Source organism: Tolumonas auensis DSM 9187, from assembly GCF_000023065.1.
Classification (GTDB): Bacteria; Pseudomonadota; Gammaproteobacteria; order Enterobacterales; family Aeromonadaceae; genus Tolumonas; species Tolumonas auensis.
This window is the reverse complement of sequence record NC_012691.1, coordinates 2,867,215-2,893,213: the sequence shown is the minus strand read 5'-3', so window position 1 is coordinate 2,893,213 and position 25,999 is coordinate 2,867,215. Positions and strand designations below refer to the sequence as shown.

Genomic DNA, 25,999 nt, shown 5'->3' with positions numbered 1-25,999 from the left:
TTCTGTATGTCCGGCGATTCACTCACCGGACAGGCAATTACCAGCGTTTTTCCAGCAAATTAGGCTGTATACCCTTAGGAACAGGCGATGCCAGCAGTGGCTCTGGGTTAATACCAGCCTCAAATTCTGCTCTGAAATATTTGATTGCACTTTGCAGCGGCTCCACGGCACCAGGGGCATGGGCACAGAACGTTTTTCCGGGGCCGAGATCGCGGCACAGTTTTTCCAGCGTCTCAATATCACCGCGCTGGCCTTCACCTTTTTCCAGCGCCTGCAGGATTTTCACACTCCATGGCAGCCCTTCACGGCACGGTGTGCACCAGCCACAGGACTCACGGGAAAAGAATTTTTCCAGATTCAGCGTTAACGACACCATGTTGATTTCGTTATCCACCGCCATCGCCAGCGCAGTACCCAGACGGCTGCCGGCTTTACCAATCGAGTCAAAATCCATCGGCAGATCGAGATGCTGTTCGGTCAGGAAATCAGTACCGGCACCACCGGGCTGCCAGGCTTTCAGTGTCAGACCATCCCGCATACCGCCGGCATAATCCTCCAGGATCTCACGGGCAGTCGTGCCAAACGGCAATTCCCATACACCGGGATTGTTGACCCGGCCGGAGAAGCCCATCAGCTTGGTGCCCGTATCGTTACTCTTGCCGGCGGAAATGCCCTTATACCAATCCACGCCGTTTTGCATGATGGAAGGGATATTGTTCAGGGTTTCCACGTTATTCACGCAAGTCGGTTTACCCCAGGCACCTGCCAGTGCCGGGAACGGCGGTTTGGCGCGCGGGTTAGCACGGCGGCCTTCCAGCGAGTTGATCAGTGCGGTTTCTTCTCCGCAGATATAACGACCGGCACCGGTATGCACGAACAGTTCAAAATTAAAGCCCGTGCCAAGAATGTTTTTACCCAGGAAACCGGCTTTGGTGGCTTCCTCAATCGCCTGACGCAACCGCTGTGCGGCTTCGATATATTCACCACGCAGGAAGATGTAACCGCGATAGGCCTGCAGCGCATACGCACCAATCAGCATGCCTTCGATCAGCTGGTGGGGGAGTTGTTCCATCAACAGACGGTCTTTATACGTGCCGGGTTCCATTTCATCGGCATTACAAAGAATGTATTTTTTGTCGAATTTCGGATCCATCGGCACCAGGCTCCACTTCACGCCGGTCGGGAAGCCTGCGCCGCCACGACCGCGTAAACCGGCCGCTTTCACCAGATCAGTTACCGCAGTCGGTGCTATGGCCAGTGCCTTTTCAGCGCCGACATAACCCTGTTTGGCGCGATATTCTTCAAACCAGACCGGTTGGTGATCAGCGCGCAACCGCCAGGTAAGGGGATGAGATTCAGCCGTTCGGATCATGGATATTGCTCCAGCAGTTCATCCAGGTTATCCACGCTCAGATGACTGTGAGTATCATCATCAATCATCATGCTGGGCCCTTTGTCGCAGTTGCCAAGGCAACAAACCGGCAATAGTGTGAAACGGTTATCTGCGGTGGTCTGACCGGGCCGGATGCCCAGCTTTTCCTCCAGCGCTTGCTGTATTGTCTGATAACCATTGATAAAACAGACCACGCTGTCGCAGTAACGAATGATGTGACGACCCACCGGCTGGCGGAAGATCTGGCTGTAGAACGTGGCGACACCTTCCACATCCGAAGCGGGAATACCCAGCACATCAGCAATCGCGTAGATGGCACCATCAGGCACCCAGCCGCGTTCCTTTTGCACCAGTTTCAGTGCTTCGATAGTGGCAGCACGCGGATCTTCATAGTGATGCATCTCGTGCTGGATCGCCGCCAGTTCAGACGCTGACAGCGCAAACGGCTCATTTTGATATTGGCATTGATGGCTCATAATTAGCGATCCACATCTGACATAACGAAATCGATACTACCCAGATACACAATCAAATCTGACACCAACTGACCACGGATCACCGATGGGATCTGCTGCAGATGGGGGAAACTTGGTGTGCGGATCCGCGTGCGATAGCTCATGGTGCTGCCATCGCTGGTCAGGTAGTAACTGTTGGCACCTTTGGTGGCTTCAATCATCTGGAATGATTCCTGTGCTGGCATAATTGGCCCCCAGGAAACCTGCAGGAAGTGATTGATCAGGGTTTCAATGTCCTGCAGCGTGCGTTCTTTCGGTGGCGGTGTTGTTAATGGGTGATCAGCCTTGAACGGACCTTCCGGCATGTTATGCATACATTGTTCGATGATGCGCATGCTCTGACGGATCTCTTCGACCCGCACCATGGCACGATCATACGCATCGCCGTTCTGACCAACCGGCACGTCAAAATCAAACAGCTCGTAGCCGGAATAAGGACGCCACTTACGCAGATCGAAATTCAGTCCGGTCGCCCGCAAACCAGCACCCGTTACGCCCCAGCTTAGTGCTTGTTGCGTGTTATAAGCTGCAACACCAACGGTACGTCCCATCAGTACACTGTTTTGCAACGCAGCTTTGACGTATTCATTCAGACGATTTGGCAACCAATCCAGCAAGTTATCTTTGATTAAACGTTGCCAGCCTTGCGGTAAATCATGCGCCACACCACCAATCCGGAACCAGGACGGGTGCATCCGCGCACCGGTCACCGCTTCAATGATGTTGTAAATCTTCTGACGGTCGGTGAACGCATAGAACACCGGTGTCATGGCACCAACGTCCTGAATGTAAGTTCCCAGGAACAGCAAATGGCTGTTAATACGGAACAGTTCCGACATCATGATGCGGATGTATTTCACCCGCTCTGGCACGTCAATGCCGGCCAGTTTTTCCACCGACAGTACATATGGCAGGTTATTCATCACGCCGCCGAGATATTCCACCCGGTCGGTGTAGGGAATGTAGCTGTGCCAGGATTGCCGCTCGCCCATCTTCTCGGCACCACGATGGTGGTAGCCGATATCCGGTACGCAGTCGAGGATCTCTTCACCATCCAGCTGCAGCACTAAACGGAAGGCGCCATGCGCGGAAGGATGGTTCGGCCCCAGGTTCAGAAACATGTAATCTTCGCTGCTGGTGCCGCGTTTCATGCCCCACTCTTCCGGTTTGAACAGCAGTTGCTCCTGCGCTTCATCCTGCCGCATTTCATCCAGCATGAAAGGTTCAAACTCAGTCGCCCGGGCAGGGTAATCCTTACGTAATGGGTTACCTTTCCAGTTGCGCGGCATCAGAATACGGGTCAAATGCGGGTGTCCGTCAAAATGGATACCGAACATGTCCCAGACTTCCCGTTCATACCAGTTGGCATTCGGGAATTCACCGGTAATTGATGGCATTTTCAGATCGCTTTCCATCACCGGTATTTTCAGGATCACGTCACTGTTCCGCTCGATCGACAACAGGTGATAGAACATCGTGAATTCAGAATCAGGTAACCCCTGACGGTGTGTCCGCAGACGCTCGTCGGTGGCATGCAGGTCATACAACATGACAAAAGGCTTGGCTGCATGACGTAAATAGCGGATAGCGTGCAGCAGTGTTTCCCGTTTGATCCACACGACCGGAATACCCATGCGCGTGTTTTGTACATGCAGAATATCGTGCGGGAAACGGTGCAGCAGTTCCTGCACCACAGGTGTATCCTGCAGATCGCGAGTTTGCCACAGTTGCATCTCGGAATTGGTCGGAAATTGTTGTGTCAGCTTGATCATCATAGGGCCCTTACAACTTATCCGGAGTAGGAAGATTGGTTACGGCGATACGTTCCTCGCGGAAAAGATCTTTTTCACAAGGCATCTGTGCCCGGTAAACCCCCTGATCACCTACAACCCATGACAACGGACGACGCTCTTCTCCAATTGATTTCTGCAGTAACAGTAAGGCCTGCAGGAAGGCTTCCGGACGGGGAGGACAACCTGGAATATAAACATCTACCGGCAGGAATTTATCCACACCCTGTACCACGGAATAAATATCGTACATCCCGCCCGAATTGGCGCAGGCTCCCATACTGATTACCCATTTCGGTTCCAGTAACTGCTCATACAAACGCTGAATAACCGGCGCCATCTTGATAAACGGCGTGCCGGCGATCACCATAAAATCCGCCTGACGGGGTGAGGCACGGATAACTTCGGCACCGAAGCGGGCGACGTCATGTACCGCGGTAAAGGCGGTAGTCATTTCTACATAACAGCAGGAGATACCAAAGTTATACGGCCAGAGCGAGTTCTTGCGGCCCCAGTTCACCGTTGAGTTCAGCACGTTTTCCAGCTTGCCGAGCAGAATGCCGCGGCCAACCTCCTGCAAGGGATCATTCACAGTCTGCTTCTTTTCAGCCGGATAACGCTCGATCGGTGCATTCGGATCGATTCTGGTCAGGGTGTACTTCATGACGAGCCTCGCTGTTACTTCGATGGGTCAATGTTACGAGAGGAGGAGGGCTGTTTTTTGGGTGCCCAGTCAAGCGCGCCAATGCGCCACAGGTAGAGCAGGCCAATCAGTAACAGAACGATAAAGGTCGCTGCTTCAATAAAACCAATCCAGCCGCTTTCACGAACGGAAACAGACCAGGCAAACAGGAATAGCGCTTCTACGTCGAAAATAACGAAGAACATTGCAATCAGATAAAACTTTGCGGAAAAGCGCAGGCGTGCACTGCCGACCGATTCGACACCCGACTCAAACGGTTTGTTTTTACTGCGGCCCTGGGCTCTGCCGCCCAAAAACGCGGCCAGACCAATCATGATGCTGCATAAACCAATCGCAGCCAGAACGTAAAACAAAAAAGAGCCATTATGAGCCAAATCAGCCATATGCCACCTCTGCCAGCAACCACGCTGTAGCTTTGTATTTGTATTGATGTGTGCTGAAAAGACATCCTGTCAGCGGATGATGAAACAATGAACGGAGTCGGGCACCCCGGGCATCATCACAATGGCGGGGTTGCTGGCTCTGCACATCCCGGCTCCGGAGGCAGGTGATGTTATTCACACGAGTTCTATTTCAGACTAGTTAATCGCATGAAGCGTCGCCAGAGAGAATGTCAAAATCGTGAGGAAGAACAATTAAGCCTTATTCAGCAGGCACTTAATTCTGAGGGATGATACTCAGTAGTTTATACAAGGTGTATTTCAAATGGTTGTTTGTGTGAGTCAGAACAACAAATTTATAACAATTAACTGCGTGTCATTTTTGATATCCGGCGCTTTGTTCAAACTTTGGTTACGTTTACATCAAGTAAAAACAAGGCCTTACCAAATTACAGAACGTGTTGATGGATTTGAATGAGAATACATTGCTAATTATTATACAATGTAACTGAATGTAACCGGGCTTCCAGAGCTTATAAATTCACCAAAATCTAACAAACAGGGTTGTAATTTAACATCAGTGTAAGCGATACCATTGTTTTTTAGATGGTTACTGCCAGTAGTAGCCACTGATTAAGCCGTATACAGCCAAAACTGTTACCTGATTCCCGAAAATTAAGAATTTTTGTGTAAACGATTTCATATTGTTGAGGAGATCACAAAAGAATAACAAGAAACTGAGTACTGTTATTTACGAACACGCTCAATGACAAAATAGTCGTTGGGAATCCCATAAAAGTGCTTTGCAGCAAAAAGAAAAACTGGAGAAAAACCGAATGAAAAAGTTCTCTAAATTGGCTGTAATTTTAGCTGGTCTGACCATTGGTGCCGCCGCACAGGCTGAAACACTGCTGGGTTTTACTATTTATAAATACGATGACAACTTCATGTCTGCTGTTCGTAAAGCGATTGAGAAAGAAGGTGATCAGTATCCTGACATCAAACTGTTGATGAATGATTCCCAGAATGATCAGTCCAAACAGAATGACCAGATCGACGTATTGATTTCCAAAGGCGTAAAAGCGCTGGCGATTAACCTGGTTGACCCTGCTGCAGCACCAGTTGTAATCGAAAAAGCCAAAGAAAACGGCATTCCGGTTGTGTTCTACAACAAAGAACCATCCAAAGAAGCACTGGCCAGTTATGACAAAGCCTATTATGTAGGCACTGACTCTAAAGAATCCGGCATCATTCAGGGCGACATCATTGCGAAGCAATGGAAAGCTCATCCTGAGTGGGATCTGAACAAAGATGGCGTAATTGACTACGTATTGCTGAAAGGTGAACCAGGCCATCCGGATGCTGAAGCCCGTACTATTTACGTGACCAAAACGCTGGATGAAACCCATAAGATCAAAACCAACGGTCTGAACGTGGATACCGCGATGTGGGATACCGCAATGGCGAAAGACAAAGCTGACGCCTGGTTATCTGGTCCTAACGGTGAAAAAATCGAAGTCGTTATCGCGAACAACGATGCGATGGCAATGGGTGCAGTAGAAGCGCTGAAAGCACACGGCAATACCAAAACGCCGGTATTCGGTGTTGACGCTCTGCCAGAAGCACTGGCAATGGTTGAAGCGGGCACTATGGCTGGTACCGTACTGAACGATGCGAACAACCAGGCCAAAGCGACTTTCGATCTGGCTAAAAATCTGGCAGAAGGAAAAGCAGCTGCTGAAGGTACTCAATGGAATATCGTCGACAAAGTGGTACGTGTACCATACGTAGGCGTAGACAAAGAAAACCTGAGTCAGTTCAAGTAAGAAATAACTCCTTCAAGATAGACCTAATAAGAGGAGGTTTTCCTCCTCTTATTTCTTTATGGTTGTGGCAATATTATGGCTGATATCACAGTGAATTCATCTCAGGAATATCTGCTGGAAATGGCGGGTATTTGTAAAGAGTTTCCGGGTGTAAAAGCTTTGGATAATGTAAATCTGAAAATTCGTCCTCATTCAGTTCATGCATTAATGGGTGAGAATGGTGCGGGTAAATCAACATTATTGAAATGTTTATTCGGTATCTATGAAAAAGATGCTGGCACTATTATTTTTCAGGGCAAAGAAATTAATTTCCATTCAGCCAAAGAAGCATTGGATAACGGTGTTTCTATGGTGCACCAGGAATTAAACCAGGTAAGACAACGTTCTGTGATGGATAACATGTGGTTGGGAAGATACCCAACAAAAGGCATGTTTATTGATCACAGTAAAATGTATAAAGATACAAAAGATATATTTGAAGAACTGGGTATTGATATCGACCCGAAACAAAAAGTAGCAGAGCTTTCTGTATCTCAAATGCAAATGATTGAGATCGCTAAAGCTTTCTCATATAACGCCAAAATTGTAATTATGGATGAGCCAACTTCATCTCTGACAGAGAAAGAAGTCAATCATCTGTTTACTATTATCCGTAAATTAAAAGATCGTGGTTGCGGTATTGTTTATATCTCGCACAAAATGGAAGAAATATTCCAGCTGTGTGATGAAATTACAATCCTTCGTGATGGTCAATGGGTCGCTACCCAGTCACTCGAAGGTCTTGATATGGATAAAATCATCGGCATGATGGTTGGTCGTGCGTTAACGCAGCGTTTTCCGCCTAAAATTAACCGACCAAAAGAAGTTATTCTGGAAGTCAGTGGCCTGACTGCATTGAATCAGCCATCGATTAAAGATGTCTCTTTCCAGTTGCGTAAAGGCGAGATCCTCGGGATTGCCGGTCTGGTTGGTGCCAAACGAACTGAAATTGTCGAAACCATTTTCGGTATTCGTGAAAAAGCGTCAGGCACGATTAAGCTACATGGCAAAGAAGTTAAGAATACAGATGCCCACGATGCCATCCGCAATGGTTTTGCGCTGGTGACGGAAGAGCGTCGTTCCACTGGTATTTACAGTCAGTTGGATATTGAATTCAACTCGCTGATTGCCAATATGGATAGTTACAAAGGTAAATCCGGCTTGCTGGATAACAGACGTATGAAGAGTGATACCCAATGGGTTATCGACTCCATGCGTGTTAAAACACCAAGTCAGAAAACAGCAATAGGCTCGCTGTCAGGTGGTAACCAGCAAAAGGTTATTATCGGTCGTTGGTTATTAACTCAGCCGGAAATATTAATGCTGGATGAACCAACCCGCGGTATTGACGTTGGGGCAAAATTTGAAATTTATCAATTGATGCTTGAATTAGCTAAAAAAGATAAAGGCATTATCATGATCTCATCAGAAATGCCGGAGTTATTAGGTATCACCGACCGTATTCTTGTTATGAGTAATGGTCGCGTGGCTGGTATCGTTGAAACAGAAAAAACCGACCAGCAAGAAATTATGCGTTTGGCAGCTTTGTATTTGTAATCCGGGGATATACATCATGAATGTATCAAAAACTTTAAACTACCTGAAAAATGGTGGTATTTATGTAGTTCTTTTTATTTTGCTGATGATCATCATCATAAAAGAACCAACATTTTTAAGCCTGAATAACTTTAGTAATATCCTCACTCAATCAGCTGTGCGCGTTATTATTGCGTTAGGTGTGGCGGGTCTGATTGTTACACAGGGAACTGACTTGTCAGCGGGTCGTCAGGTTGGTTTAGCGGCGGTTATCGCTGCCACATTGCTGCAATCAATGACTAACGTGAACAAAGTATTTCCAGCCATTGGCGAAATGCCAATTCCTGTTGTTATTCTGATTGTTTGCGCAGTGGGTGCATTAATTGGTCTGATTAACGGTATTATCATTGCGAAATTAAACGTAACGCCGTTTATTACCACTTTGGGTACCATGATCATTGTATACGGTATTAACTCACTGTATTACGATCTGGCTGGTGCATCACCAATTGCTGGTTTTGATCCACGTTTCTCCAGCTTTACTCAGGGTTATTTCAAATTAGGTACCTTCAAATTATCTTATCTGGTGATTTACGCAGCGATAGCAACAGCACTCGTCTGGGTATTATGGAATAAAACCAAATTTGGTAAAAACATCTTCGCAATCGGTGGTAACCCTGAAGCTGCGAAAGTGTCCGGCGTTAACGTAACAGTCAACCTGATCCTGATTTATATGCTCTCCGGTATCTTCTATGCCTTCGGCGGTATGCTGGAAGCAGGCCGTATCGGTAGTGCGACTAACAACTTGGGTTTCATGTATGAACTTGACGCGATTGCTGCGTGCGTAGTTGGTGGTGTTTCTTTCAGTGGTGGTGTGGGTACGGTACTGGGTGTCATTACCGGCGTTATCATCTTCACCGTTATCAACTATGGTATGACTTATATCGGTGTCAGCCCATACTGGCAGTTCATTATCAAGGGCGCGATCATCATCATGGCGGTTGCACTTGACTCACTGAAATACGCCAAGAAAAAATAATCTGTTTCACCCCCAAAATATGAATCGGACTACCTGTTTTCAGGTAGTCCGAATTATTTTTTGCAGAACAGAACAGAACAGAACAGAACAGAACAGAACAGAACAGAACAGAACAGAACAGAACAGAACAGATATGCGAGGTTTTTTAGCAGACTGCATATTTACAGCCTGCTGTTAAGAGGGGGATTAGCGGAGTTCCTGGGGGGCAATAGCCGAGGACTGACGTCTGACCAGAACAGGGCGAAACATCTGGGCGTTATTTTCCGGTGCTTCTCCGGTTGCAAGCTGCATCGCCATCTGGGTTGCTCTGGCTGCCATCATCGAAATGGGATAACGCATGGTGGTTAATTTCGGCCGAGAGAAGCGGGCAAAGATAACATCATCAAAACCCACCACGGATACATCTTCGGGAACCCTGAATCCATTATCGATCAAAACGGAAATGATCCCGGTTGCCATTGCATCGTTATAAGCCACGACGGCAGTGAAGGGTATTCCGCGGCCAAGCAAATCCTGAATCGCCTGCTCGCCACCTTCTTCATTTGGTTCTGCCCGTTCCACCGCCATTTCATCGGGATCCAGTCCGGATTCTCGCATGGCATCCTGATAACCACGGATCCGCTCATGCGCATCCTCAATATCATATTTCGATGCGACACAGGCGATATGTTTATGACCTAATTCGATCAGATGCTGGGTAATGGTGTGGCTGCCATAATGGTTATCCAGCCAGATGCAGCGGGAAGGCATCTCAGGCAGTAACCGGTTGATAAATACCATCCCCGGAGACTTTTGCGCATAAGCGGTCAGCTCATCATTACTGAGTGCTTTACTGTGAATTATCAGCGCTTCGCAACGTTTACTGATTAAAAGCTCAATGGTTTCACGTTCCTGCGCTGCATCATGTGAACCGTTGCCGATCAGTAAATGTTTGTGGTGAGCCCGGCATTCAGTTTCGATAGCTTTCACCATCGCGCCGAAAAAAGGGTCTGCCACGTCAAAAACCATGCAACCAATGGTATCGTTTACCCGGCTGACTAATGCTCTGGCATTCGGATCCGGGCTGTAGTTCAACTCTTCCATGGCCCGTTTGACTGCTTCTCTTGCTGCTTCGCCGGTTTTAGGGGAATGGTTTATCACCCTTGAAACGGTCGCAATTGAAACTCCAGCTAGTTTAGCGACGTCTTTAATCGTTGCCATAATGCGTATTTCTCATCTTGTGCGCGTAGTTTTCATACTGACTGTACGCAATATATCAGGGATGGTGATGCCATCACCAGTACAAATCCTCACTAATCATAGGATATAAATCAGGAATAAATGTAAACGTTTACATTTTGTTTGTCAGATCACAGTCTGGCGGAATACTCTCTTCTAGACTAACGGACAACATATATACCAACCGCGTGTTGTCATTTTCAGAGAGGAGATAACATGAAAATTCTGGTTACCGGCGGGACAGGCTATATCGGCAGTCATACCTGTCTGGCTTTAATGGCGGCAGGGTTAGAGCCGGTCATTCTTGATAACCTGTGTAACAGCAAGTTATCCGTATTGAAAAGAATAGAAGAAGTCGCTGGTAAAGCACCGGTTTTTTATCAGGGCGACATCCGGGATCCCGCATTATTGGATCGTATTTTTCAGGAACAACAGATTGCCGGTGTGATCCATTTTGCTGCGCTGAAGGCAGTTGGTGAATCAACACAAAAACCGTTTGAATACTTTGAAAATAATATCGCTGGCACTTTGAGTTTGCTGGGTGCGATGCGCCGGGCCGGTTGTTACCGCTTTATTTTCAGCTCCTCTGCCACCGTGTATGGCGATCCGCAGGCAGTCCCTATCCAGGAAGATTTCCCCCGTTCAACCATGAGCCCTTATGGCAGAACCAAACTCATGATTGAACAGATCCTTGAGGACATGCAGAAGGCCGATCCGCGCTGGAGCATGACATTACTGCGTTATTTTAATCCGATCGGTGCGCACGAATCCGGACGGATGGGCGAGGACCCGCAAGGTATTCCGAATAACCTGATGCCTTATATCACTCAGGTGGCGATTGGTCGCCGCGATTGTCTGAACATTTTCGGTAATGATTACCCAACCAAAGACGGTACCTGCGTCCGTGATTACATCCATGTCATGGATCTGGCTGAAGGTCACGTCAAAGCATGGCAGGTTTGTGGTGAACAATCCGGCCTGCATATCTATAACCTGGGCACAGGGCAGGGTGTCTCTGTGCTGGAAATGGTGCATGCATTTGCACGGGCCAGTGGGTTGAAAATTAACTACAAACTGGTTGAGCGTCGTCCGGGTGATGTTGCGGAATGCTGGGCTGATCCGGCTAAAGCACAGCGTGAGCTGGGCTGGAAAGCGACCCGAACTCTTGATGATATGACCCGTGACAGCTGGCGCTGGCAGCAAGCTAATCCTAATGGATACGAGGAATAAACGATGTTCAATCCGATAGACCATCCTCATCGTCGTTTCAATCCGCTGACCGGTCAGTGGGTATTGGTTTCTCCGCACCGGGCGAAACGTCCGTGGCAGGGGCAGGTAGAAAAAACCGCGCCGGATGATCGTCCTGCGCATGATCCGGATTGCTTCCTGTGTGCCGGGAACACCCGTGTCAACGGTGAAATAAATCCCGATTACAAAGGTACTTTTGTTTTTACGAATGATTTTGCCGCCTTAATGGCGGATACACCGGACTCACCACATTCTGCTGATCCATTGTTCCAGTGCGAGTCAGCGCGTGGCACCAGCCGGGTGATCTGTTTTTCTCCGGATCACAGCAAAACGCTGCCTGAATTACCTGTTCCGGCTATCCGGCAGGTCATTGATACCTGGTGTGAGCAGGTGACCGATCTGGCAAAAGAGTATCTCTGGGTACAGGTATTTGAGAACAAAGGTGCGGCAATGGGGTGCTCAAATCCGCATCCGCACGGTCAGATCTGGGCAAATAATTTCCTGCCAAACGAGCTGGCACGTGAAGAGCTGACGCAGAAACAGTGGCTGGCTGAACAAGGTGCGCCGATGCTGCTGCAATACGCGCAGAAAGAGCAGCAATCCGGTGAGCGGACCGTCGTTGAAACTGAGCACTGGATTGCCGTTGTTCCTTACTGGGCTGCCTGGCCGTTCGAAACACTGTTATTACCGAAAACGCATGTCCGGCGTTTAACCGAATTGAACGATGCGCAGAAACAGGATCTGGCACTGGCATTGAAAAAGCTCACCAGCCGCTATGACAACCTGTTTGAGTGTTCCTTCCCTTACTCCATGGGCTGGCATGGTGCGCCGTATCAGGAAGGCGATGTGGAACACTGGCAGCTGCATGCGCATTTTTATCCGCCGTTGCTACGTTCCGCCACAGTGCGCAAATTTATGGTTGGTTATGAAATGCTGGCTGAAGCACAGCGTGATTTAACCCCGGAACAAGCGGCCGAACGTTTACGTGCAGTCAGCGATATTCATTACAAAGAACAAGCTTGAGGAAACCACTATGTCATTAAAAGAAAAAGTGCACGCCGTATTTCAGAACAGTTTTGGTTGCGAACCGGATCTGTATGTCCGGGCTCCGGGGCGGGTTAACCTGATTGGGGAACATACCGATTATAACGATGGTTTTGTGCTGCCCTGCGCAATCGATTATGAAACCGTAGTCGCACTGCAACGCCGGGACGATGACAAAGTGGTGGTGGTCGCAGCGGATTATGCGAACCAGCGTGACGAGTTCTCTCTGTCACAACCGATAGAAGCACATGCTGATCAGCTGTGGAGTAACTATATCCGCGGTGTGGTGAAATATCTGCTGGAAAAAGGTCTCAGCCTCAAAGGGCTGAACATGGTGGTTTCAGGCAATGTGCCACAAGGGGCAGGGCTAAGTTCTTCTGCTTCTCTGGAAGTCGCCATTGGACAGGCATTTAACGATGCCTATCAGTTAGGTCTGACGCCGGCCGCGATTGCCCTGAATGGACAGGAAGCAGAAAACAAATTCGTGGGCTGTAACTGCGGCATTATGGATCAGATGATTTCAGCTAGTGGCGAAAAAGATCACGCCTTGTTGCTGGACTGCCGTTCACTGCAAACCCGTCTGGTAAAAATGCCGGATGATCTGGCGGTACTGATTGTTCACTCCAACGTGAAACGTGGTCTGGTCGATAGCGAATACAATACCCGCCGCGCACAATGTGAATCGGCTGCCCGTTATTTTGGTGTGAAAGCACTGCGTGACGTTACGCTGGAACAGCTGCAGCAAGCCGCAGAACAAGGCAAACTGGAACCGGTGGTTTATCAGCGTGCCCGTCATGTCATCACTGAAAACGAACGGACTCTGGCCGCTGCGGATGCACTGGAAACCGGTGATCTGGAAAAAATGGGCGTCTTGATGGCAGAGTCTCACAATTCAATGCGTGATGATTTCGCTATTACTGTCCCGGCCATTGATACCTTGGTTGAGATCCTGCAGCAACATATCGGTAATGATGGCGGTGCCCGCATGACCGGTGGCGGCTTCGGTGGCTGCGTGGTTGCACTGCTGCGTCCGGCTCAGGTTGATGACGTTATCGCTGCGGTTGAAGCCGAGTATCCGGCAAAAACCGGTCTGAAACCGACTTGCTATGTTTGCAAAGCAAGCGATGGTGCTGGCATTTTCTAATCCGGAGATAACCATGACACAACTGATCACGCTTGCCAATGAGTCAGGCGTACAGCTTAAATTAATGACAACCGGAGCCGCATTATTGTCATTGACTGTTCCCGTTGGCGAAAGCCAGCGGGAAGTATTACTGGGTTGTAAGCCGGAAGACTACGCTAAACAACAGGTTTACCTGAATGCCATGGTGGGGCGTTTTGCTAACCGCATTGCCGACTCTGTTCTGCACTATCAGGGCGAGACATATCATCTGGTTCCCAGCCAGGGAGCAAACTGTCTGCATGGCGGTAAAGATGGGTTTGATCGCAGAGAATGGTCAGTGGTCAGCCAACAGGAAGACAAGGTCACCTTGTTATTACATTCAGCCGATGGTGATCAGGGGTTTCCCGGCGAGTGCGATGTTACGCTGACTTATGCCCTGGAAGGTACCGACTTACTGATTGATATTCAGGCCACAGTGTCTAAACCCAGCCCGGTTAATCTGACCTGCCATGGTTATTTTAATCTGGACGGTAAACGCAGTGATGTCCGGGATCATGCTCTGATGGTGAATGCCAGCCGCTATCTGCCAATCGATGGTATGGGGATTCCGTTATCTGTTCCGCAGCCTGTTGAAGCAGCGCTGGATTTACGACATTCCCATCTGTTGAAAGATCGTTGGCTGAGCCATCCGCAGCTGATCTCAGCTAAAGGGTTTGACCACTGCTATCTGCTCGATACTGCCGGTTCAGATGAAGTTGCTGCGCGGCTGACGTCTGCAGATGAAAAACTGACTATGGAAGTATTGACGAATCAGCCCGGTATTCAGGTTTATACAGGCAACTATCTGGCGGGCGCGCCATCCCGTGATAACGAGCTGTACCATGACTATGAAGGCGTCTGTCTGGAAACCCAGCTTCTGCCGGACAGTCCTAATCGTCCTGAATTAGGCGATCCATGGCTCTTGCCCGGAACCATCTACCATCATCAGACCCGCTATCGGTTTATTGCCGGATAATTCTCCTCTTTGCCCAGGCCGGAACATTTTCCGGCTTTTCCTTCTGCCGCATCCTACATTTAGTTAAAATAGCCGACCTTATCCTGAAATATCACCGGAGCCACCATGCCGCATAACGGGCAACCCATAACTCTTTCTATCAATACTCTTTCAGATAAGGGTGATGGCATTGCCAACTGGCATGAGCGTAAAGTCTTTGTTCCTGCCGCATTGCCCGGAGAACAAGTGACCGTTTCTCTGCATGGCATCAAACCGAAATATGCGCAGGCTGAATTGCTCAGTATTGACCAGGCGCATCCTCAGCGGGTTGAACCGCATTGCCGTTATACGGAATGCGGTGGTTGCCAGCTATCGCATCTGTCTTATGCCGAACAATTAAAACTCAAGCAGCAGCAAGTCATTGATGCATTACAACGCAAGGGGATTTCAAACCCTGTTGAATCATGTCTGGGGATGTCCGAGCCGCTCGCGTTCCGTAATAAAGCTGTGTATGCCGTGCGCAGCGAAAATGGCGAGCCTCAGATTGGGTTTTATCGTAAAAACAGCCACCAGGTCATAGATATCGCAGCTTGTCCGGTTCAGCACCCGCAAACTACAGAGATCATTGCAGCTATCCGGCAATGGATGAAGGATCTGCATATCGCGGGCTATGATGAAGCTAACCATGCCGGTTGTCTTCGTTACGTCATGATCCGGCACGGATTTAAAACCAATGCCTGCATGGTGGTACTGGTGACTCTGACTGACGAGTTACCAGGGGAAGCTGAATTACTCCAATATCTGACCGCGGGCGGTAACATCGACAGCGTGATCCATAATATTAATCCGGAAAGAGTGAACCGGATTTTAGGTTCTCAGCAACGGGTCTGTTATGGCGCTGAAGCGATAGAAGATGAATTACACGGTCTGACATTCAGCATTTCCGCGCATTCTTTTTATCAGGTTAACCCTCAGCAAACCGATCAGCTTTATGCCACCGCATTACAGTTTGCCGAATTGAAAGGTGATGAAACAGTCGTTGATATTTACTGTGGTATTGGCACTATCTCGTTATATCTGGCACAGGAAGCCAGCAAGGTTATCGGCATTGAAGTGGTGTCACAGGCCATAGAGGATGCCCGCAGCAATGCAAAGCGCAACCAGCTGGATAATACGGAGTTCTATGTCGGTAAAGCTGAAGAAGTTGTACCGGCACTCTATGCGCAGGGGCTGCGTGCTGACGTGGTGGTAGTCGATCCGCCACGCAAGGGATGTGAACTGGCGGTGCTGAATACCATGGCTGCGATGACGCCTGAGCGTATCGTTTATGTATCCTGTGATCCTGACTCACTGGCCAGAGACCTGGCGGTGCTGCAGCAAGCCGGATATGCCATCACCAAGGTACAACCCGTGGATATGTTTCCGCATTCAATGCATGTTGAAACAGTGGTACAGCTGATAAGAAGTTAAATCATCGGATGGCAGATAACAGCAGCTTACTGAGTGGGTCTGCTGTTTGAGGTATGCCATATAACAAAAAAGCACACGGCCTTATGAGCTGTATGCTTTTCTATGAAATTTGGTGCGAAAGGAGGGACTCGAACCCTCACACCCGAAGGCACTAACACCTGAAGCTAGCGCGTCTACCAATTCCGCCACCTTCGCACTGATTGTCTCTGACTAATTTTACATGCTGTCAGCAACATGATTTTGGTGCGAGAGGAGGGACTCGAACCCTCACACCCGAAGGCACTAACACCTGAAGCTAGCGCGTCTACCAATTCCGCCACCCTCGCACACTATCCGACTATTTTTACATGCCGTCAGCAGCATGGTTTGGTGCGAAAGGAGGGACTCGAACCCTCACACCCGAAGGCACTAACACCTGAAGCTAGCGCGTCTACCAATTCCGCCACCTTCGCATCTGGGCGGCATTCTACCGATTCCTGAAAACTCGTCAACTGTCAGGAAGAAGAAAAACAGAGAATCTGGTTAGATTGCTCTGTTTTTCATCAATTAATCACTGCCAGCCTAACGCTTTGCGGTACATGTCCTCGTAACTATGTACAGAATCTGACCACAAATAACGAGTTAACATGGCATTATGCTGCACTCTGCGGAACTCCTGCGGATCCTGCACATAGAGTAACAGTGCACGAAGCAATACATTCAGCAGATCATATGGCTCAGGTTCTTCAAACACAAAACCAGTGGCCTGTGCCGGATTCTGATCATAATCGGTAACGGTATCTTTTAATCCACCGACGGCCCGGACGATAGGCAACGTGCCATATGCCAGACTGTACATCTGGTTCAAACCACAAGGTTCAAACTGAGATGGCATCATGAAAAAGTCGCTGCCAGCTTCCACCAAATGAGCCAGTTCGTTGCTATGCGCATTGATAAAGACAAATTTTTGCGGAAATTGCTGAGCGACGGCTTCCAGTCTTTGTGCCAATACAGGATCACCAGAACCGACAATAACAACCTGAACATGATGCACCAGGAATTTAGCCAGTATCGGCAGTAAATAATGGATGCCTTTTTGTTCTGTCAGACGACAAACCATACCGAAGACCGGAAGGTCACAAACAGGAAGATTAGCGCGTTGTTGTAACTGTCGCTTACATTCTGTTTTGCCTTGTAAGTCATCCGAATGATATTGGGCCGGTATCAGATGGTCAGTCGCAGGATCCCAATCGTTGTAATCGCAACCATTGATAATGCCGCAAATATCCTCTGCCCGATCCTGAAAGTGTTTCGCCATACCATGCCCACCGAGGTATGACATGAGTTCTTTGGCGTACGTCGGGCTGACAGCATTAATTTTGTCTGCGTATAAAACGGCGCATTTCAGAAAATTAATGTAGTAGGGGCCCTGATAAATCGCATCATTATGTGAATTGCGAATTTCAGGTAACGCCCATAACTGTCCGCGTTCGCAAATACCCTGAAAAGCACCATTATGAATCGTAATGACGCTTTTGGTCTGAGCAAAAAACGGATTCTGACCAAATCGTGTTTTCAATAACATCGGCACCAGTGCAGTGTGCCAGTCATTACAATGTACGATATCGGGCTTGAACCCTAACTGCTCAGTTGCCTGCAGGGCGGCAGCCGAAAAGAAGGCAAAACGCTCACCATTATCCGCATAGGCATTATTATTTTCCCCATACAGACTTGGTCTTTCAAAATAGTGTTTGTTCTCAATCAGATATAATGGAATATCTGCCAGAGATAGTTGGCGGATGTCATATGGCACATCAACATACTGAGGCTCGGTTGACAATACGCCAGCATTCACGATCGGACCGTGTTCGCGTTGCGTGATAGCGCTGTAGCCAGGAATCATGATTCTGACATCATGACCCGCTCGTTTTAATTCCAGCGGAAGAGCCTTGGCTACATCAGCCAGGCCCCCTGTTTTTACAAAGCTTTCAACTTCAGAAGCTATAAACAATATATTCATTTATCAGAAACCAACTCTAGCCCCTTTCGGGATAACAATAATACCGCTTTCTGACACAGTGAAGCGCTGGCGATCATAAGCGAGATTTTCCCCAATCACTGTACCAGGTGCTATTTCCACCTGTTTATCAATGATCGCCCGACGAATGGTACAACCTTCACCAATTTTCACATCGCCCAGAAAAATCGATTCGCTGATCTCTGAACCCGATGCGATGTTGCAACGGAATCCAAGAATACTGCGATTGATCCGGCTACCCTGAATGTAGCACCCGGCTGAAATCAGAGATTGTGATACATTCGTTTTATATGCAGCGGTGTCAATGAATGTTGCCGGTGGCAATGGCGGATAAAAAGTATGTAATGGCCATTTCCGGTTATACAGAGAGAATGGCGGATTATCACTGACTAAATCCATATGTGACTGCCAGTAAGAATCAATAGTACCCACATCACGCCAGTAAGCGCCTTTTTCACCTTCGATCTGGTTCACACTGAAGTCATAGACGTAAACCGGAGCGTTTGGATATAACCCCGGAATAATGTCCCGGCCGAAATCATGACTAGAGTCTTCTTTTTCCGCATCAGAAGTTAATTCACTTAACAGCGTATTGGTCTCAAAAATATAGTTACCCATAGACGCTAATGCGAAATCAGGATCTCCCGGAATAGATTTAGGATTTTTAGGTTTTTCTTCAAAACCAATCATCCGGCCATTTTCATCAACTTCAATTACGCCAAAAGCCGAAGCTTCAGCAATAGGAACACGGATTGCGGCTACAGTCAGAACTGCTTGTTTTTCTTTATGAAAATCCAGCATCTGACGAACATCCATTTTATAGATATGGTCACTGCCGAAAATACATACATGTTCCGGGCTGTCTTGTTCAATGAAGCCGATATTCTGGTAAATCGCATCTGCGGTACCATCATACCAACGTTTTCCCATACGCATTTGTGCTGGGATAGGGTCGATGAAACGGCCACTAATCCCGGTCAGATTCCATCCTTTTTTTAAGTGTAAATAGAGCGATTGCGATTTAAATTGCGTTAATACATAAATACGCAGCATGTCTGAGTTGATGAAATTATTCAGTACGAAGTCTACTAAGCGATAGCTACCACCAAAAGGAACGGCAGGTTTACTGCGCGATACAGTGAGTGGTTGTAACCGGGTGCCTTCGCCACCTGCTAAGATCATCGTTAATACACCAGACATATGTTCTCCTATTTCAATTAAGTCCAAATCCATTAAGGCAAAGCGCTGATATGATCAGGCTTGTAAATATCATCGTTGCATTATCGGTGCGACTTTTACACCAGACTAAGAATGTTGTTATATCAGCAGGCATTGCACAAACGGCAGCGCTTACTAATCAGGTTAACTTGGCAGCTAAGTGTAGACGACTTGAAACAAAAAGCCTGTGGTGCGTGTCAAGAGTTAGTAAACAACAGAAGAAAGAATAAAAAGTCAGGTAGGTAGCACAGCGACATGACAAAGAACAACGGTGGCATGCGCCACCGCTTTAATCTAACAGATCCCTTAGGGATTTGTTAATGTAATCTTAGAATCAAAAAGCGCGGATGATTTTGAAGCGGGAGTTTTCTTTGATCACCGATACCGAATGGAAAACATCAGCCAGAATCGGTTCATAGCGCAGAAATTTGTTGGCCACCAGAAATAGTTGTCCGCCACGTTTCAAATGAGCCGGTGCCTGATGAAGAAAACGTTCAGTGGCTTCATAATTTGTCTTCAATCCGGCGTGGAATGGCGGGTTGGAAATAATGAAGTCAAACTTTGCTTCTACATCGGAAAACATATCTGATGCAATAACCTGAGCTGAGAGGTTATTTCCTTCCAGTGTTTTTGTGGCGGAAAGAAGAGCCAGAGCATTAACGTCTGTCATAACAACATTGGCGTCAGGAGTCCGCTGACAGATTGCAGCACCAATAACCCCCGCACCGCAACCAACATCTAAAATATCTCCGCTGAGCGCGGGTAAACTATCCAGTAAAAGTTGTGTCCCTTCATCCAGCTCACCAGCACTGAATACGCCCGGTAAGGCCGATATTTTTAATGCGGCCTGATCATGGGTGAGCTGCAGTGTGTAATGACTAAACAGCGAATCCGGCGTGGAGGATACAGGCGGCGTTACCAGTTGTGCATAGAATAAAGAACAGTGCCGTGCACTATCTATTTTTTGTACCTTATCCGCGTAGGGTTGCAGCAATTTAGGTGCTGCACTGATGCCCCCCCGGTTTTCACCAAGGACAAAAATGTCACCGTTTGGTTTTAATGAAGGTAATACACTGTCAAACCATAACGCGGCTTCTTGTTTTGCTTTCGGCATAAACAGTAGTACAGCATCATATTTTTGTTCGACGTCATTGAGCATGAATCCATAGCGTAGCCGTGAACCCATCATAGGCGAGGTCGCTTGTAGCATATTAAATACACTGTAATCAGAAACCAGAAAGGTAGTCACAATCTCTGATAATAAAGGCGTCAGCGACACAGACTGAAGCTGACCACAGATCAGAATACTCTTGTTTTGAAAGAGTGATTGATGCCGGATCAGAAAAGAAGAGAGGTTATTGGGCTCAGCGTATTGCATAGCAGTCATGTTCAAATAAAAAAGTGATTATCCTATAAAAAAAGACCTCTGCACATGGCAGAGGTCTGATGTTACAGATATTGGGTGAAAAAGGTTTACAGATTACCCGTTACAATCTTAGGCGTAACGAAGATCAGCAATTCTTTCTTGGTATTCGTGTTTACTGTGTTACGGAACAACACACCAACACCTGGAATATCACCTAATACAGGTATTTTATTTACTGTTTTCTTGATGGAGCGGTTATAGATACCACCCAACACCAGTGTTTCACCATTTTTTACCAGAACCTGAGTCGTGATCGCCTGGGTAGACAGGGCTTTTGCAGTACCACCATTACCCGTGTTCACATCCTGATAGATATCATCCTGGGTGACATGCAGATCCAGAATCACATTATTATCCGGTGTGATCTGCGGTGTCACTTTCAAACTCAATACTGCCTTTTTGAACGAGATAGTGGTTGCACCACTAGATGCACTTTCGTTGTAAGGAATTTCATAACCTTGTTCGATCAGTGCTTCTTTCTGGTTCGCGGTTGTTACTCGTGGGCTGGAAATGATTTCTGCTTTATTTTCGTTTTCCAGTGCACTGAGTTCCAGATCAAGCAATGAGCCATCAGCGAGTTTCGCTACCTGAAACGCAATGCTGGCCGCTGTACCACTGGATGGCGCCGCTGCAAGGTTAACGTTCAGACGGTCATCGATAGCTGGTGTTTCTCCGGTTGCAGCAGTATCCAAGCCTTCTATTGAACCAGAAGTACTACCATTGGTGTTTATATCTGTCACACCCCAACGAATCCCTAAAGCATCTTCAACACCGTCAGTAACTGTAACCATACGGGCTTCAATGACTACCTGTTTGACTGCTACATCCAGTACTTTGATCATATCTTTAATGTGATCAATCACCTCGGCAGTATCTTTTACCAGCAGGGTATTGGTGCGTTCATCCACACTAACGGCGCCGCGAGGGGATAGCAGACGGGTTTTGTCATCTGCCAGCAACTTGGCAACATCCGGGGCTTTCGCATAGTTGATCTGTATATATTCGGTTACAAGCGGTGCCAGGTCAGCCACTTTCTGATTATTCTCAAGTTGCTGTTTTTCCTGAGCTGCGATCTCTGCTGCCGGGGCAACCAGCAGAACATTATTGTCCAGTCGCTTATCCAGCCCTTTCACTTTTAACACTGTATCAAGAGCCTGTTCCCATGGTACTCCATCCAGGCGCAGAGTGATGTTTCCGTTAACAGAATCACTGGTGACCAGATTGAGTTTGTTAAAGTCAGCGATCAGCTGGAGTACAGTGCGGACAGGAACATCCTGGAAGTTAAGAGAAATTGGTTTCCCTTTATACTTTTTCGGTGCATCTGCTCTGACGGTTTTCGATGGCGGGCTTACTTCAACAATGAATAAGCTGCCAGACTGGTCGTATTTATAGTCAAACTTTCCTTTAACATTGAGATCAAAAGTCACATTACTTTTGTTTTGCTGCACATCAATATTAGTCACCGGGGTATTAAAGTCGGTTACATTCATCAATGCTATCAGGTCAGGTCTAATTCCAGTTGCATTAAATGATGCGATTACATGATTACCTCTGGAGGTAACTTCAACTGCCGCAGCACTATTTTGTAAATTAATTAATAATTGACCCTGTCCATTTTTGCCTCGGCGAAAATCAACATGTTCAATACTATTTATTACTCCTGCATTGCTTTTCATTGCACTGCTATCGGAGGTGGTAGTTGTTGGCGTAGCCAGAACTTTACTTTCAGTCGCTGATTGAGGTTTAGCTTCATTAGCCAGTGACTGCCCTAATGTAACAGAAATATGAGAGCCATCCTGTTTGATGCGGTAAGGCATCAATCGTTCCAGGTTAACTGATACATCCAATCCTGCATTTTTAGGTTTAACTTGTATATCCTGAATCCCTAATCGTTCAATTGGGATAGTGTTTTGCTTTAATGCAGAGGTGGTTGTCGGAAAATTCAGATATAACTGATTAGGCTGATATTTCAACTTATCAGTAAAATTTGTTACCGGTTCATTGAAATCGAACTGTAATTCAAGCTGATCTCCACTCAGAGGACTGACCCGGATATTTTCAAGTTCTGCCAGGGCGAATACCGTAGTGGAGTACGCAGCGAAAGAAAGCACAGCCGCCGTATATAATCCTGAGTTAAATAGTCTGTTAGTACGCATGACTCATCCCTGTTTTTTGTTGGCGTTAGTAGTGGACGTATTAAGCGTCAGTGTAGTTGTTCTATTATTCCAGCAACCACTACCGTCCGGTATCATCTCGACTACCTCTATATCGTTTTTAGTTACTTTTGTGATCTTGCCATGGTTTAAACCTATGTATTGATCCGCAGTAATGCGATATACGATACCTCCGGGTGCCAGTACCAGCCCCCATAATCCCCGATCATCTGAAAGTGTTCCTTTCATCATCAGATTGTCCAGAGAGTATTGCTCTAATTCTTCTTTCGGTCTGGTGATATCGGGTTGAATACATTTTACTTTTGTTTTGCTAAATAGTTGCCCCTGCTCAGGTTGCGGATCAATAAAAGGATTCCGAGATTCCTGAGCAATAAACGCCATTGGCTCATAAGGCGTAATCGTTGGCAGTGGATCTATTGGCTGCGCTGGTCGGGCTTTTACCTGAGCGACATAGGTCTGCAGATCAGAGTTTTGCTCACAACCTGAAATCATAACCGTACTTAGAAAAAGGATCAGTATTTTGTATTTCATTTCTTCACCGTTCCCTTAGTTTTGGTTTGTTTTTGATTAGGGTCAATACGGTAGGTTTTAGCCTGAACAGACATAATAATGTTATTCGCTTTTCCTTCTTTGCCCTCTTTAGCTCCAGCAGTTCCGGCATCTTTATTTACAGTGAAACTACCGAGCAAGACTATTCTTGGTAATGCCGCAATATCCGCAGAGAACTGTCCAAGTTGACTATATTGGCCTGATATATCTATTCTCATTGGAAGTTCAGTATAAAACTCCTTTCTAATCTCAGGTTCCCAGTTGATGCGCAGCAATTTGAGCCCATTATTAGTAGCTATATAGCTGATGTCATCAAGAAGCCCCGCGATTTCGGTTTTATCCGGTAGTTGTTTTAACTGGGTTTTGAGCATTTCCTCTAGTTGAATCATTTGCTGACGATAGGCATTTAAACTACTGGCCTGCGCTGCTCTGACTTCAAACTGACTCTTGAGTTCAACTTCTTGCTGTCTGGTTTGATCAAGTTTCTTTATGGAGTCAGCAATAAGTGCATAGTAACCAGCCCCGCCAATCAAAGCACAAATAAAGGCAATTAAAATACCTTTCGCAAGTGCCGGCCACGATGCAACATCATTAATGTCTAAATCATTTAATTCTTGAATATTCATTTACGCCCCCTATGCTCTTACTGTTTCGGAGCGGGATTAGACTTATTATTGTTCAATACTGAGAATCGCATTGAAAATTCACTCAATTTCATGAGCGTGGTGTCATTGGCAAAAATAGAGTTGATTGTGGTTTGTCCTAACCAGCCACTTCCATCAATCAAACGCATCGTACTTGCCACACGGTTATACGCTTCAGCTTTTCCTACTACGTCGATTCCTAACGGACTAAAATTGAGCGATTGCAAATAAACACCATTCGACACAACAACAGGCAGATCATTGAATAATCTGACAGATACGTTACGGCTTTGTTGCAATGTATCAATCAGCTTCATTCTGTTTACCAGCGATTGCTTCTGCGCCTTTATCTCATTTATCTGACCAATCTCAGTATCGAGTATGGCTATTTCGTGTTGCAGGAACTGATTCCGTTGATTCTGAGCACTAATTTGATGATTAAAATACTGGTTAACCGCAAATACACCGGCAGCAGCAACAGCGCAACTTACACCAATCAGAATGAAGAACGCTTGTTTCTGGCGCTCTTTGGCAGATTCGCGCCACGGCAGGAGATTTATATTTGACATGGTGTAAAACTCCTTAAAGCTAATCCGAGCGCAGTCATATATTTAGCGCCATGGCCAAAATTATCTGCCAGCTTATGCTGGTTATATAACAGAACAGGATCCGGATGTCTGACATCCATTTCCAGTTGTAGTGCTAATTGCTGGCGTAAACCCGGTATCAAACTGCCGCCGCCTGACAGTACTAAAACGTCCACAGTCCGGTGACCGGAGGAGCTGCAAAATAATTGAATATTTCTTTTTATGTGCTGAGTGAGCTGGTTGATATAAGAGTTGATAACATCAATATCGGTATAGGAAGACAGTGCGCCTTTCAGCTTCACGTTTTCAGCTTCTTCCGGTGGTAAGTTATAGAATGTAGCCAGGGAGCGGGTGAGACTTGCGCCACCGAAATCCTGCAAACGAGAGTAGATCAATTCGCCCTGGAATATAATTCCAAAGCTCAGAGATAATTCGCCGATATCAACTACAGCACAGTATTTGTTGGCATCTGTTGTTTGTAATGATTTTTCCATTGAAACCACAGCACGGGTCAGCGCGTGCATTCCAACGTCGACGACCTTGACGGTCTGATCACAATCATTAAATACGCTGATTGCACTGGCAATTGACTGGGAACGTGCCGCGCATATGAGTACATCATTGCGGGACGGGTCTGTAGTGTTTGGTCCTAAGACTTCAAAGTCGAGACTTACTTCGTCAAGAGGGAAGGGAATCAGTTGCTCTGCTTCCATCATGACGATATTTTCAAAGTCAGTCTGGTTTATGTTGCTGGCTACCTGTGTGATCTTGGTAATGACGCTTGATCCATTCACGGCAGTAGCTGCGTATTTGTATTTACCGGGCAACATCCTTAATAATTGTTTAAATGTCTGAGAAACCTTGTCGACATCCTGCAATTGGAAGTCCCTTATGGCACCTTTGGGGGTTGCTATTTCGGCCCAGGCATCAATGGAAAAATTCTCGGCATCACCTGACACAGCAACAGCCTTAATTGTGCTGCTACCGAAATCAACTCCTAACATGGGAGTATTCGTGCTCTTTTTTAGAAACATGACCATAGAGGCATCCATGCTTATATTGTTAA

At 47.0% G+C, this 25,999-nt stretch carries 22 protein-coding genes and 3 tRNA genes; 8 read left to right on the top strand and 17 right to left on the bottom strand.

Annotated elements, in window-relative coordinates; genetic code table 11:
• Nucleotides 1-37: 37 nt before the first annotated feature.
• From nuoF to TOLA_RS13435, 5 genes are read right to left on the bottom strand one after another with little or no spacing between them, the layout of a single operon-like run.
• On the bottom strand, nt 38-1,372 hold the full coding sequence (gene nuoF / locus TOLA_RS13455) for an NADH-quinone oxidoreductase subunit NuoF (protein WP_015879687.1): 1,335 nt from the start codon (nt 1,370-1,372) through the stop codon (nt 38-40).
• On the bottom strand, nt 1,369-1,869 hold the full coding sequence (gene nuoE / locus TOLA_RS13450; RefSeq protein ID WP_015879686.1) for an NADH-quinone oxidoreductase subunit NuoE: 501 nt from the start codon (nt 1,867-1,869) through the stop codon (nt 1,369-1,371). Before nuoE ends, nuoF begins: the two co-directional genes overlap by 4 nt.
• 2 nt (nt 1,870-1,871) lie before the next feature.
• Entirely contained in the window at nt 1,872-3,677 is a 1,806-nt protein-coding gene (gene nuoC / locus TOLA_RS13445; RefSeq protein ID WP_148210510.1) for an NADH-quinone oxidoreductase subunit C/D, read from the bottom strand.
• Nucleotides 3,678-3,690: 13 nt separating this feature from the next.
• On the bottom strand, nt 3,691-4,362 hold the full coding sequence (locus TOLA_RS13440; protein WP_015879684.1) for a NuoB/complex I 20 kDa subunit family protein: 672 nt from the start codon (nt 4,360-4,362) through the stop codon (nt 3,691-3,693).
• Between the two features lie 14 nt (nt 4,363-4,376).
• The gene (locus tag TOLA_RS13435) at nt 4,377-4,784 is read right to left on the bottom strand and encodes an NADH-quinone oxidoreductase subunit A (RefSeq protein WP_015879683.1); all 408 of its coding nucleotides are present in this window, start codon (nt 4,782-4,784) and stop codon (nt 4,377-4,379) included.
• Between the two features lie 833 nt (nt 4,785-5,617).
• On the opposite strand from TOLA_RS13435, the gene mglB reads away from it, so the two are divergent.
• From mglB to mglC, 3 genes are all read left to right on the top strand, one after another.
• On the top strand, nt 5,618-6,607 hold the full coding sequence (gene mglB, locus TOLA_RS13430; protein WP_015879682.1) for a galactose/glucose ABC transporter substrate-binding protein MglB: 990 nt from the start codon (nt 5,618-5,620) through the stop codon (nt 6,605-6,607).
• A gap of 75 nt (nt 6,608-6,682) precedes the next feature.
• Nucleotides 6,683-8,203, top strand: coding sequence for a galactose/methyl galactoside ABC transporter ATP-binding protein MglA (gene mglA / locus TOLA_RS13425; protein ID WP_015879681.1), 1,521 nt, complete (start codon nt 6,683-6,685; stop codon nt 8,201-8,203).
• Between the two features lie 16 nt (nt 8,204-8,219).
• Nucleotides 8,220-9,221 carry a galactose/methyl galactoside ABC transporter permease MglC gene (gene mglC / locus TOLA_RS13420; RefSeq protein WP_015879680.1) on the top strand — a complete coding sequence of 334 codons (1,002 nt, stop codon included), beginning with the start codon at nt 8,220-8,222 and terminating at the stop codon, nt 9,219-9,221.
• A 186-nt stretch (nt 9,222-9,407) separates the two neighbouring features.
• Here the strand turns inward: mglC and TOLA_RS13415 are convergent, their stop codons facing one another.
• Nucleotides 9,408-10,421: a substrate-binding domain-containing protein gene (locus TOLA_RS13415; RefSeq protein WP_015879679.1), complete on the bottom strand. Its 1,014-nt coding sequence runs from the start codon at nt 10,419-10,421 to the stop codon at nt 9,408-9,410.
• Nucleotides 10,422-10,655: 234 nt separating this feature from the next.
• Between TOLA_RS13415 and galE the strand changes: the two genes are divergently transcribed.
• The 5 genes from galE (at nt 10,656) to rlmD (ending at nt 16,318) form a co-directional block, all read left to right on the top strand.
• A complete protein-coding gene (galE, locus tag TOLA_RS13410) occupies nt 10,656-11,669 on the top strand; it encodes a UDP-glucose 4-epimerase GalE (protein ID WP_015879678.1) in 1,014 nt (337 codons plus the stop codon).
• Between the two features lie 3 nt (nt 11,670-11,672).
• Nucleotides 11,673-12,710 (top strand): galactose-1-phosphate uridylyltransferase, encoded by a 1,038-nt coding sequence (gene galT / locus TOLA_RS13405; protein WP_015879677.1) that lies wholly within the window; start codon nt 11,673-11,675, stop codon nt 12,708-12,710.
• A gap of 10 nt (nt 12,711-12,720) precedes the next feature.
• A complete protein-coding gene (galK, locus tag TOLA_RS13400; protein WP_015879676.1) occupies nt 12,721-13,875 on the top strand; it encodes a galactokinase in 1,155 nt (384 codons plus the stop codon).
• 13 nt (nt 13,876-13,888) lie between these two features.
• Nucleotides 13,889-14,869 (top strand): galactose-1-epimerase, encoded by a 981-nt coding sequence (locus tag TOLA_RS13395; protein ID WP_015879675.1) that lies wholly within the window; start codon nt 13,889-13,891, stop codon nt 14,867-14,869.
• 105 nt (nt 14,870-14,974) lie between these two features.
• Nucleotides 14,975-16,318 (top strand): 23S rRNA (uracil(1939)-C(5))-methyltransferase RlmD, encoded by a 1,344-nt coding sequence (gene rlmD / locus TOLA_RS13390; RefSeq protein WP_015879674.1) that lies wholly within the window; start codon nt 14,975-14,977, stop codon nt 16,316-16,318.
• 110 nt (nt 16,319-16,428) lie between these two features.
• On the opposite strand, the gene TOLA_RS13385 is transcribed toward rlmD, so the two are convergent.
• The 11 genes from TOLA_RS13385 to pilM all read right to left on the bottom strand — a co-directional run bounded on the left by TOLA_RS13385 (nt 16,429) and on the right by pilM (nt 25,937).
• A tRNA-Leu gene (locus TOLA_RS13385) sits at nt 16,429-16,513 on the bottom strand.
• 46 nt (nt 16,514-16,559) lie between these two features.
• A tRNA-Leu gene (locus TOLA_RS13380) sits at nt 16,560-16,644 on the bottom strand.
• A 41-nt stretch (nt 16,645-16,685) separates the two neighbouring features.
• A tRNA-Leu gene (locus TOLA_RS13375) sits at nt 16,686-16,770 on the bottom strand.
• Between the two features lie 98 nt (nt 16,771-16,868).
• Nucleotides 16,869-18,317, bottom strand: a complete 1,449-nt coding sequence (gene glgA / locus TOLA_RS13370) for a glycogen synthase GlgA (protein WP_015879673.1) — start codon at nt 18,315-18,317, stop codon at nt 16,869-16,871.
• Nucleotides 18,318-18,320: 3 nt separating this feature from the next.
• Nucleotides 18,321-19,535 (bottom strand): glucose-1-phosphate adenylyltransferase, encoded by a 1,215-nt coding sequence (gene glgC / locus TOLA_RS13365; RefSeq protein ID WP_015879672.1) that lies wholly within the window; start codon nt 19,533-19,535, stop codon nt 18,321-18,323.
• Nucleotides 19,536-19,887: 352 nt separating this feature from the next.
• Nucleotides 19,888-20,931: a 16S rRNA (guanine(1207)-N(2))-methyltransferase RsmC gene (gene rsmC, locus TOLA_RS13360; RefSeq protein ID WP_041609911.1), complete on the bottom strand. Its 1,044-nt coding sequence runs from the start codon at nt 20,929-20,931 to the stop codon at nt 19,888-19,890.
• A gap of 95 nt (nt 20,932-21,026) precedes the next feature.
• Nucleotides 21,027-23,135, bottom strand: a complete 2,109-nt coding sequence (locus TOLA_RS13355) for a type IV pilus secretin PilQ (protein WP_015879670.1) — start codon at nt 23,133-23,135, stop codon at nt 21,027-21,029.
• A gap of 3 nt (nt 23,136-23,138) precedes the next feature.
• Nucleotides 23,139-23,684: a pilus assembly protein PilP gene (locus TOLA_RS13350; protein WP_015879669.1), complete on the bottom strand. Its 546-nt coding sequence runs from the start codon at nt 23,682-23,684 to the stop codon at nt 23,139-23,141.
• Nucleotides 23,681-24,328: a type IV pilus inner membrane component PilO gene (locus tag TOLA_RS13345; RefSeq protein WP_015879668.1), complete on the bottom strand. Its 648-nt coding sequence runs from the start codon at nt 24,326-24,328 to the stop codon at nt 23,681-23,683. The genes TOLA_RS13350 and TOLA_RS13345 overlap by 4 nt, the downstream gene beginning before the upstream one ends.
• A 17-nt stretch (nt 24,329-24,345) precedes the next feature.
• Entirely contained in the window at nt 24,346-24,915 is a 570-nt protein-coding gene (locus TOLA_RS13340) for a PilN domain-containing protein (RefSeq protein ID WP_015879667.1), read from the bottom strand.
• Nucleotides 24,903-25,937 (bottom strand): type IV pilus assembly protein PilM, encoded by a 1,035-nt coding sequence (gene pilM / locus TOLA_RS13335; RefSeq protein WP_148210451.1) that lies wholly within the window; start codon nt 25,935-25,937, stop codon nt 24,903-24,905. The genes TOLA_RS13340 and pilM overlap by 13 nt, the downstream gene beginning before the upstream one ends.
• Nucleotides 25,938-25,999 lie beyond the last annotated feature (62 nt).

Coding starts and splice junctions, on each gene's coding strand:
- nuoF (WP_015879687.1), bottom strand. CDS start 1,372: ATGATCCGAACGGCTGAATCTCATCCCCTTACCTGGCGGTTGCGCGCT.
- nuoE (WP_015879686.1), bottom strand. CDS start 1,869: ATGAGCCATCAATGCCAATATCAAAATGAGCCGTTTGCGCTGTCAGCG.
- TOLA_RS13440 (WP_015879684.1), bottom strand. CDS start 4,362: ATGAAGTACACCCTGACCAGAATCGATCCGAATGCACCGATCGAGCGT.
- TOLA_RS13435 (WP_015879683.1), bottom strand. CDS start 4,784: ATGGCTGATTTGGCTCATAATGGCTCTTTTTTGTTTTACGTTCTGGCT.
- mglB (WP_015879682.1), top strand. CDS start 5,618: ATGAAAAAGTTCTCTAAATTGGCTGTAATTTTAGCTGGTCTGACCATT.
- mglA (WP_015879681.1), top strand. CDS start 6,683: ATGGCTGATATCACAGTGAATTCATCTCAGGAATATCTGCTGGAAATG.
- mglC (WP_015879680.1), top strand. CDS start 8,220: ATGAATGTATCAAAAACTTTAAACTACCTGAAAAATGGTGGTATTTAT.
- TOLA_RS13415 (WP_015879679.1), bottom strand. CDS start 10,421: ATGGCAACGATTAAAGACGTCGCTAAACTAGCTGGAGTTTCAATTGCG.
- galE (WP_015879678.1), top strand. CDS start 10,656: ATGAAAATTCTGGTTACCGGCGGGACAGGCTATATCGGCAGTCATACC.
- galT (WP_015879677.1), top strand. CDS start 11,673: ATGTTCAATCCGATAGACCATCCTCATCGTCGTTTCAATCCGCTGACC.
- galK (WP_015879676.1), top strand. CDS start 12,721: ATGTCATTAAAAGAAAAAGTGCACGCCGTATTTCAGAACAGTTTTGGT.
- TOLA_RS13395 (WP_015879675.1), top strand. CDS start 13,889: ATGACACAACTGATCACGCTTGCCAATGAGTCAGGCGTACAGCTTAAA.
- rlmD (WP_015879674.1), top strand. CDS start 14,975: ATGCCGCATAACGGGCAACCCATAACTCTTTCTATCAATACTCTTTCA.
- glgA (WP_015879673.1), bottom strand. CDS start 18,317: ATGAATATATTGTTTATAGCTTCTGAAGTTGAAAGCTTTGTAAAAACA.
- glgC (WP_015879672.1), bottom strand. CDS start 19,535: ATGTCTGGTGTATTAACGATGATCTTAGCAGGTGGCGAAGGCACCCGG.
- rsmC (WP_041609911.1), bottom strand. CDS start 20,931: ATGCAATACGCTGAGCCCAATAACCTCTCTTCTTTTCTGATCCGGCAT.
- TOLA_RS13355 (WP_015879670.1), bottom strand. CDS start 23,135: ATGCGTACTAACAGACTATTTAACTCAGGATTATATACGGCGGCTGTG.
- TOLA_RS13350 (WP_015879669.1), bottom strand. CDS start 23,684: ATGAAATACAAAATACTGATCCTTTTTCTAAGTACGGTTATGATTTCA.
- TOLA_RS13345 (WP_015879668.1), bottom strand. CDS start 24,328: ATGAATATTCAAGAATTAAATGATTTAGACATTAATGATGTTGCATCG.
- TOLA_RS13340 (WP_015879667.1), bottom strand. CDS start 24,915: ATGTCAAATATAAATCTCCTGCCGTGGCGCGAATCTGCCAAAGAGCGC.
- pilM (WP_148210451.1), bottom strand. CDS start 25,937: ATGTTAGGAGTTGATTTCGGTAGCAGCACAATTAAGGCTGTTGCTGTG.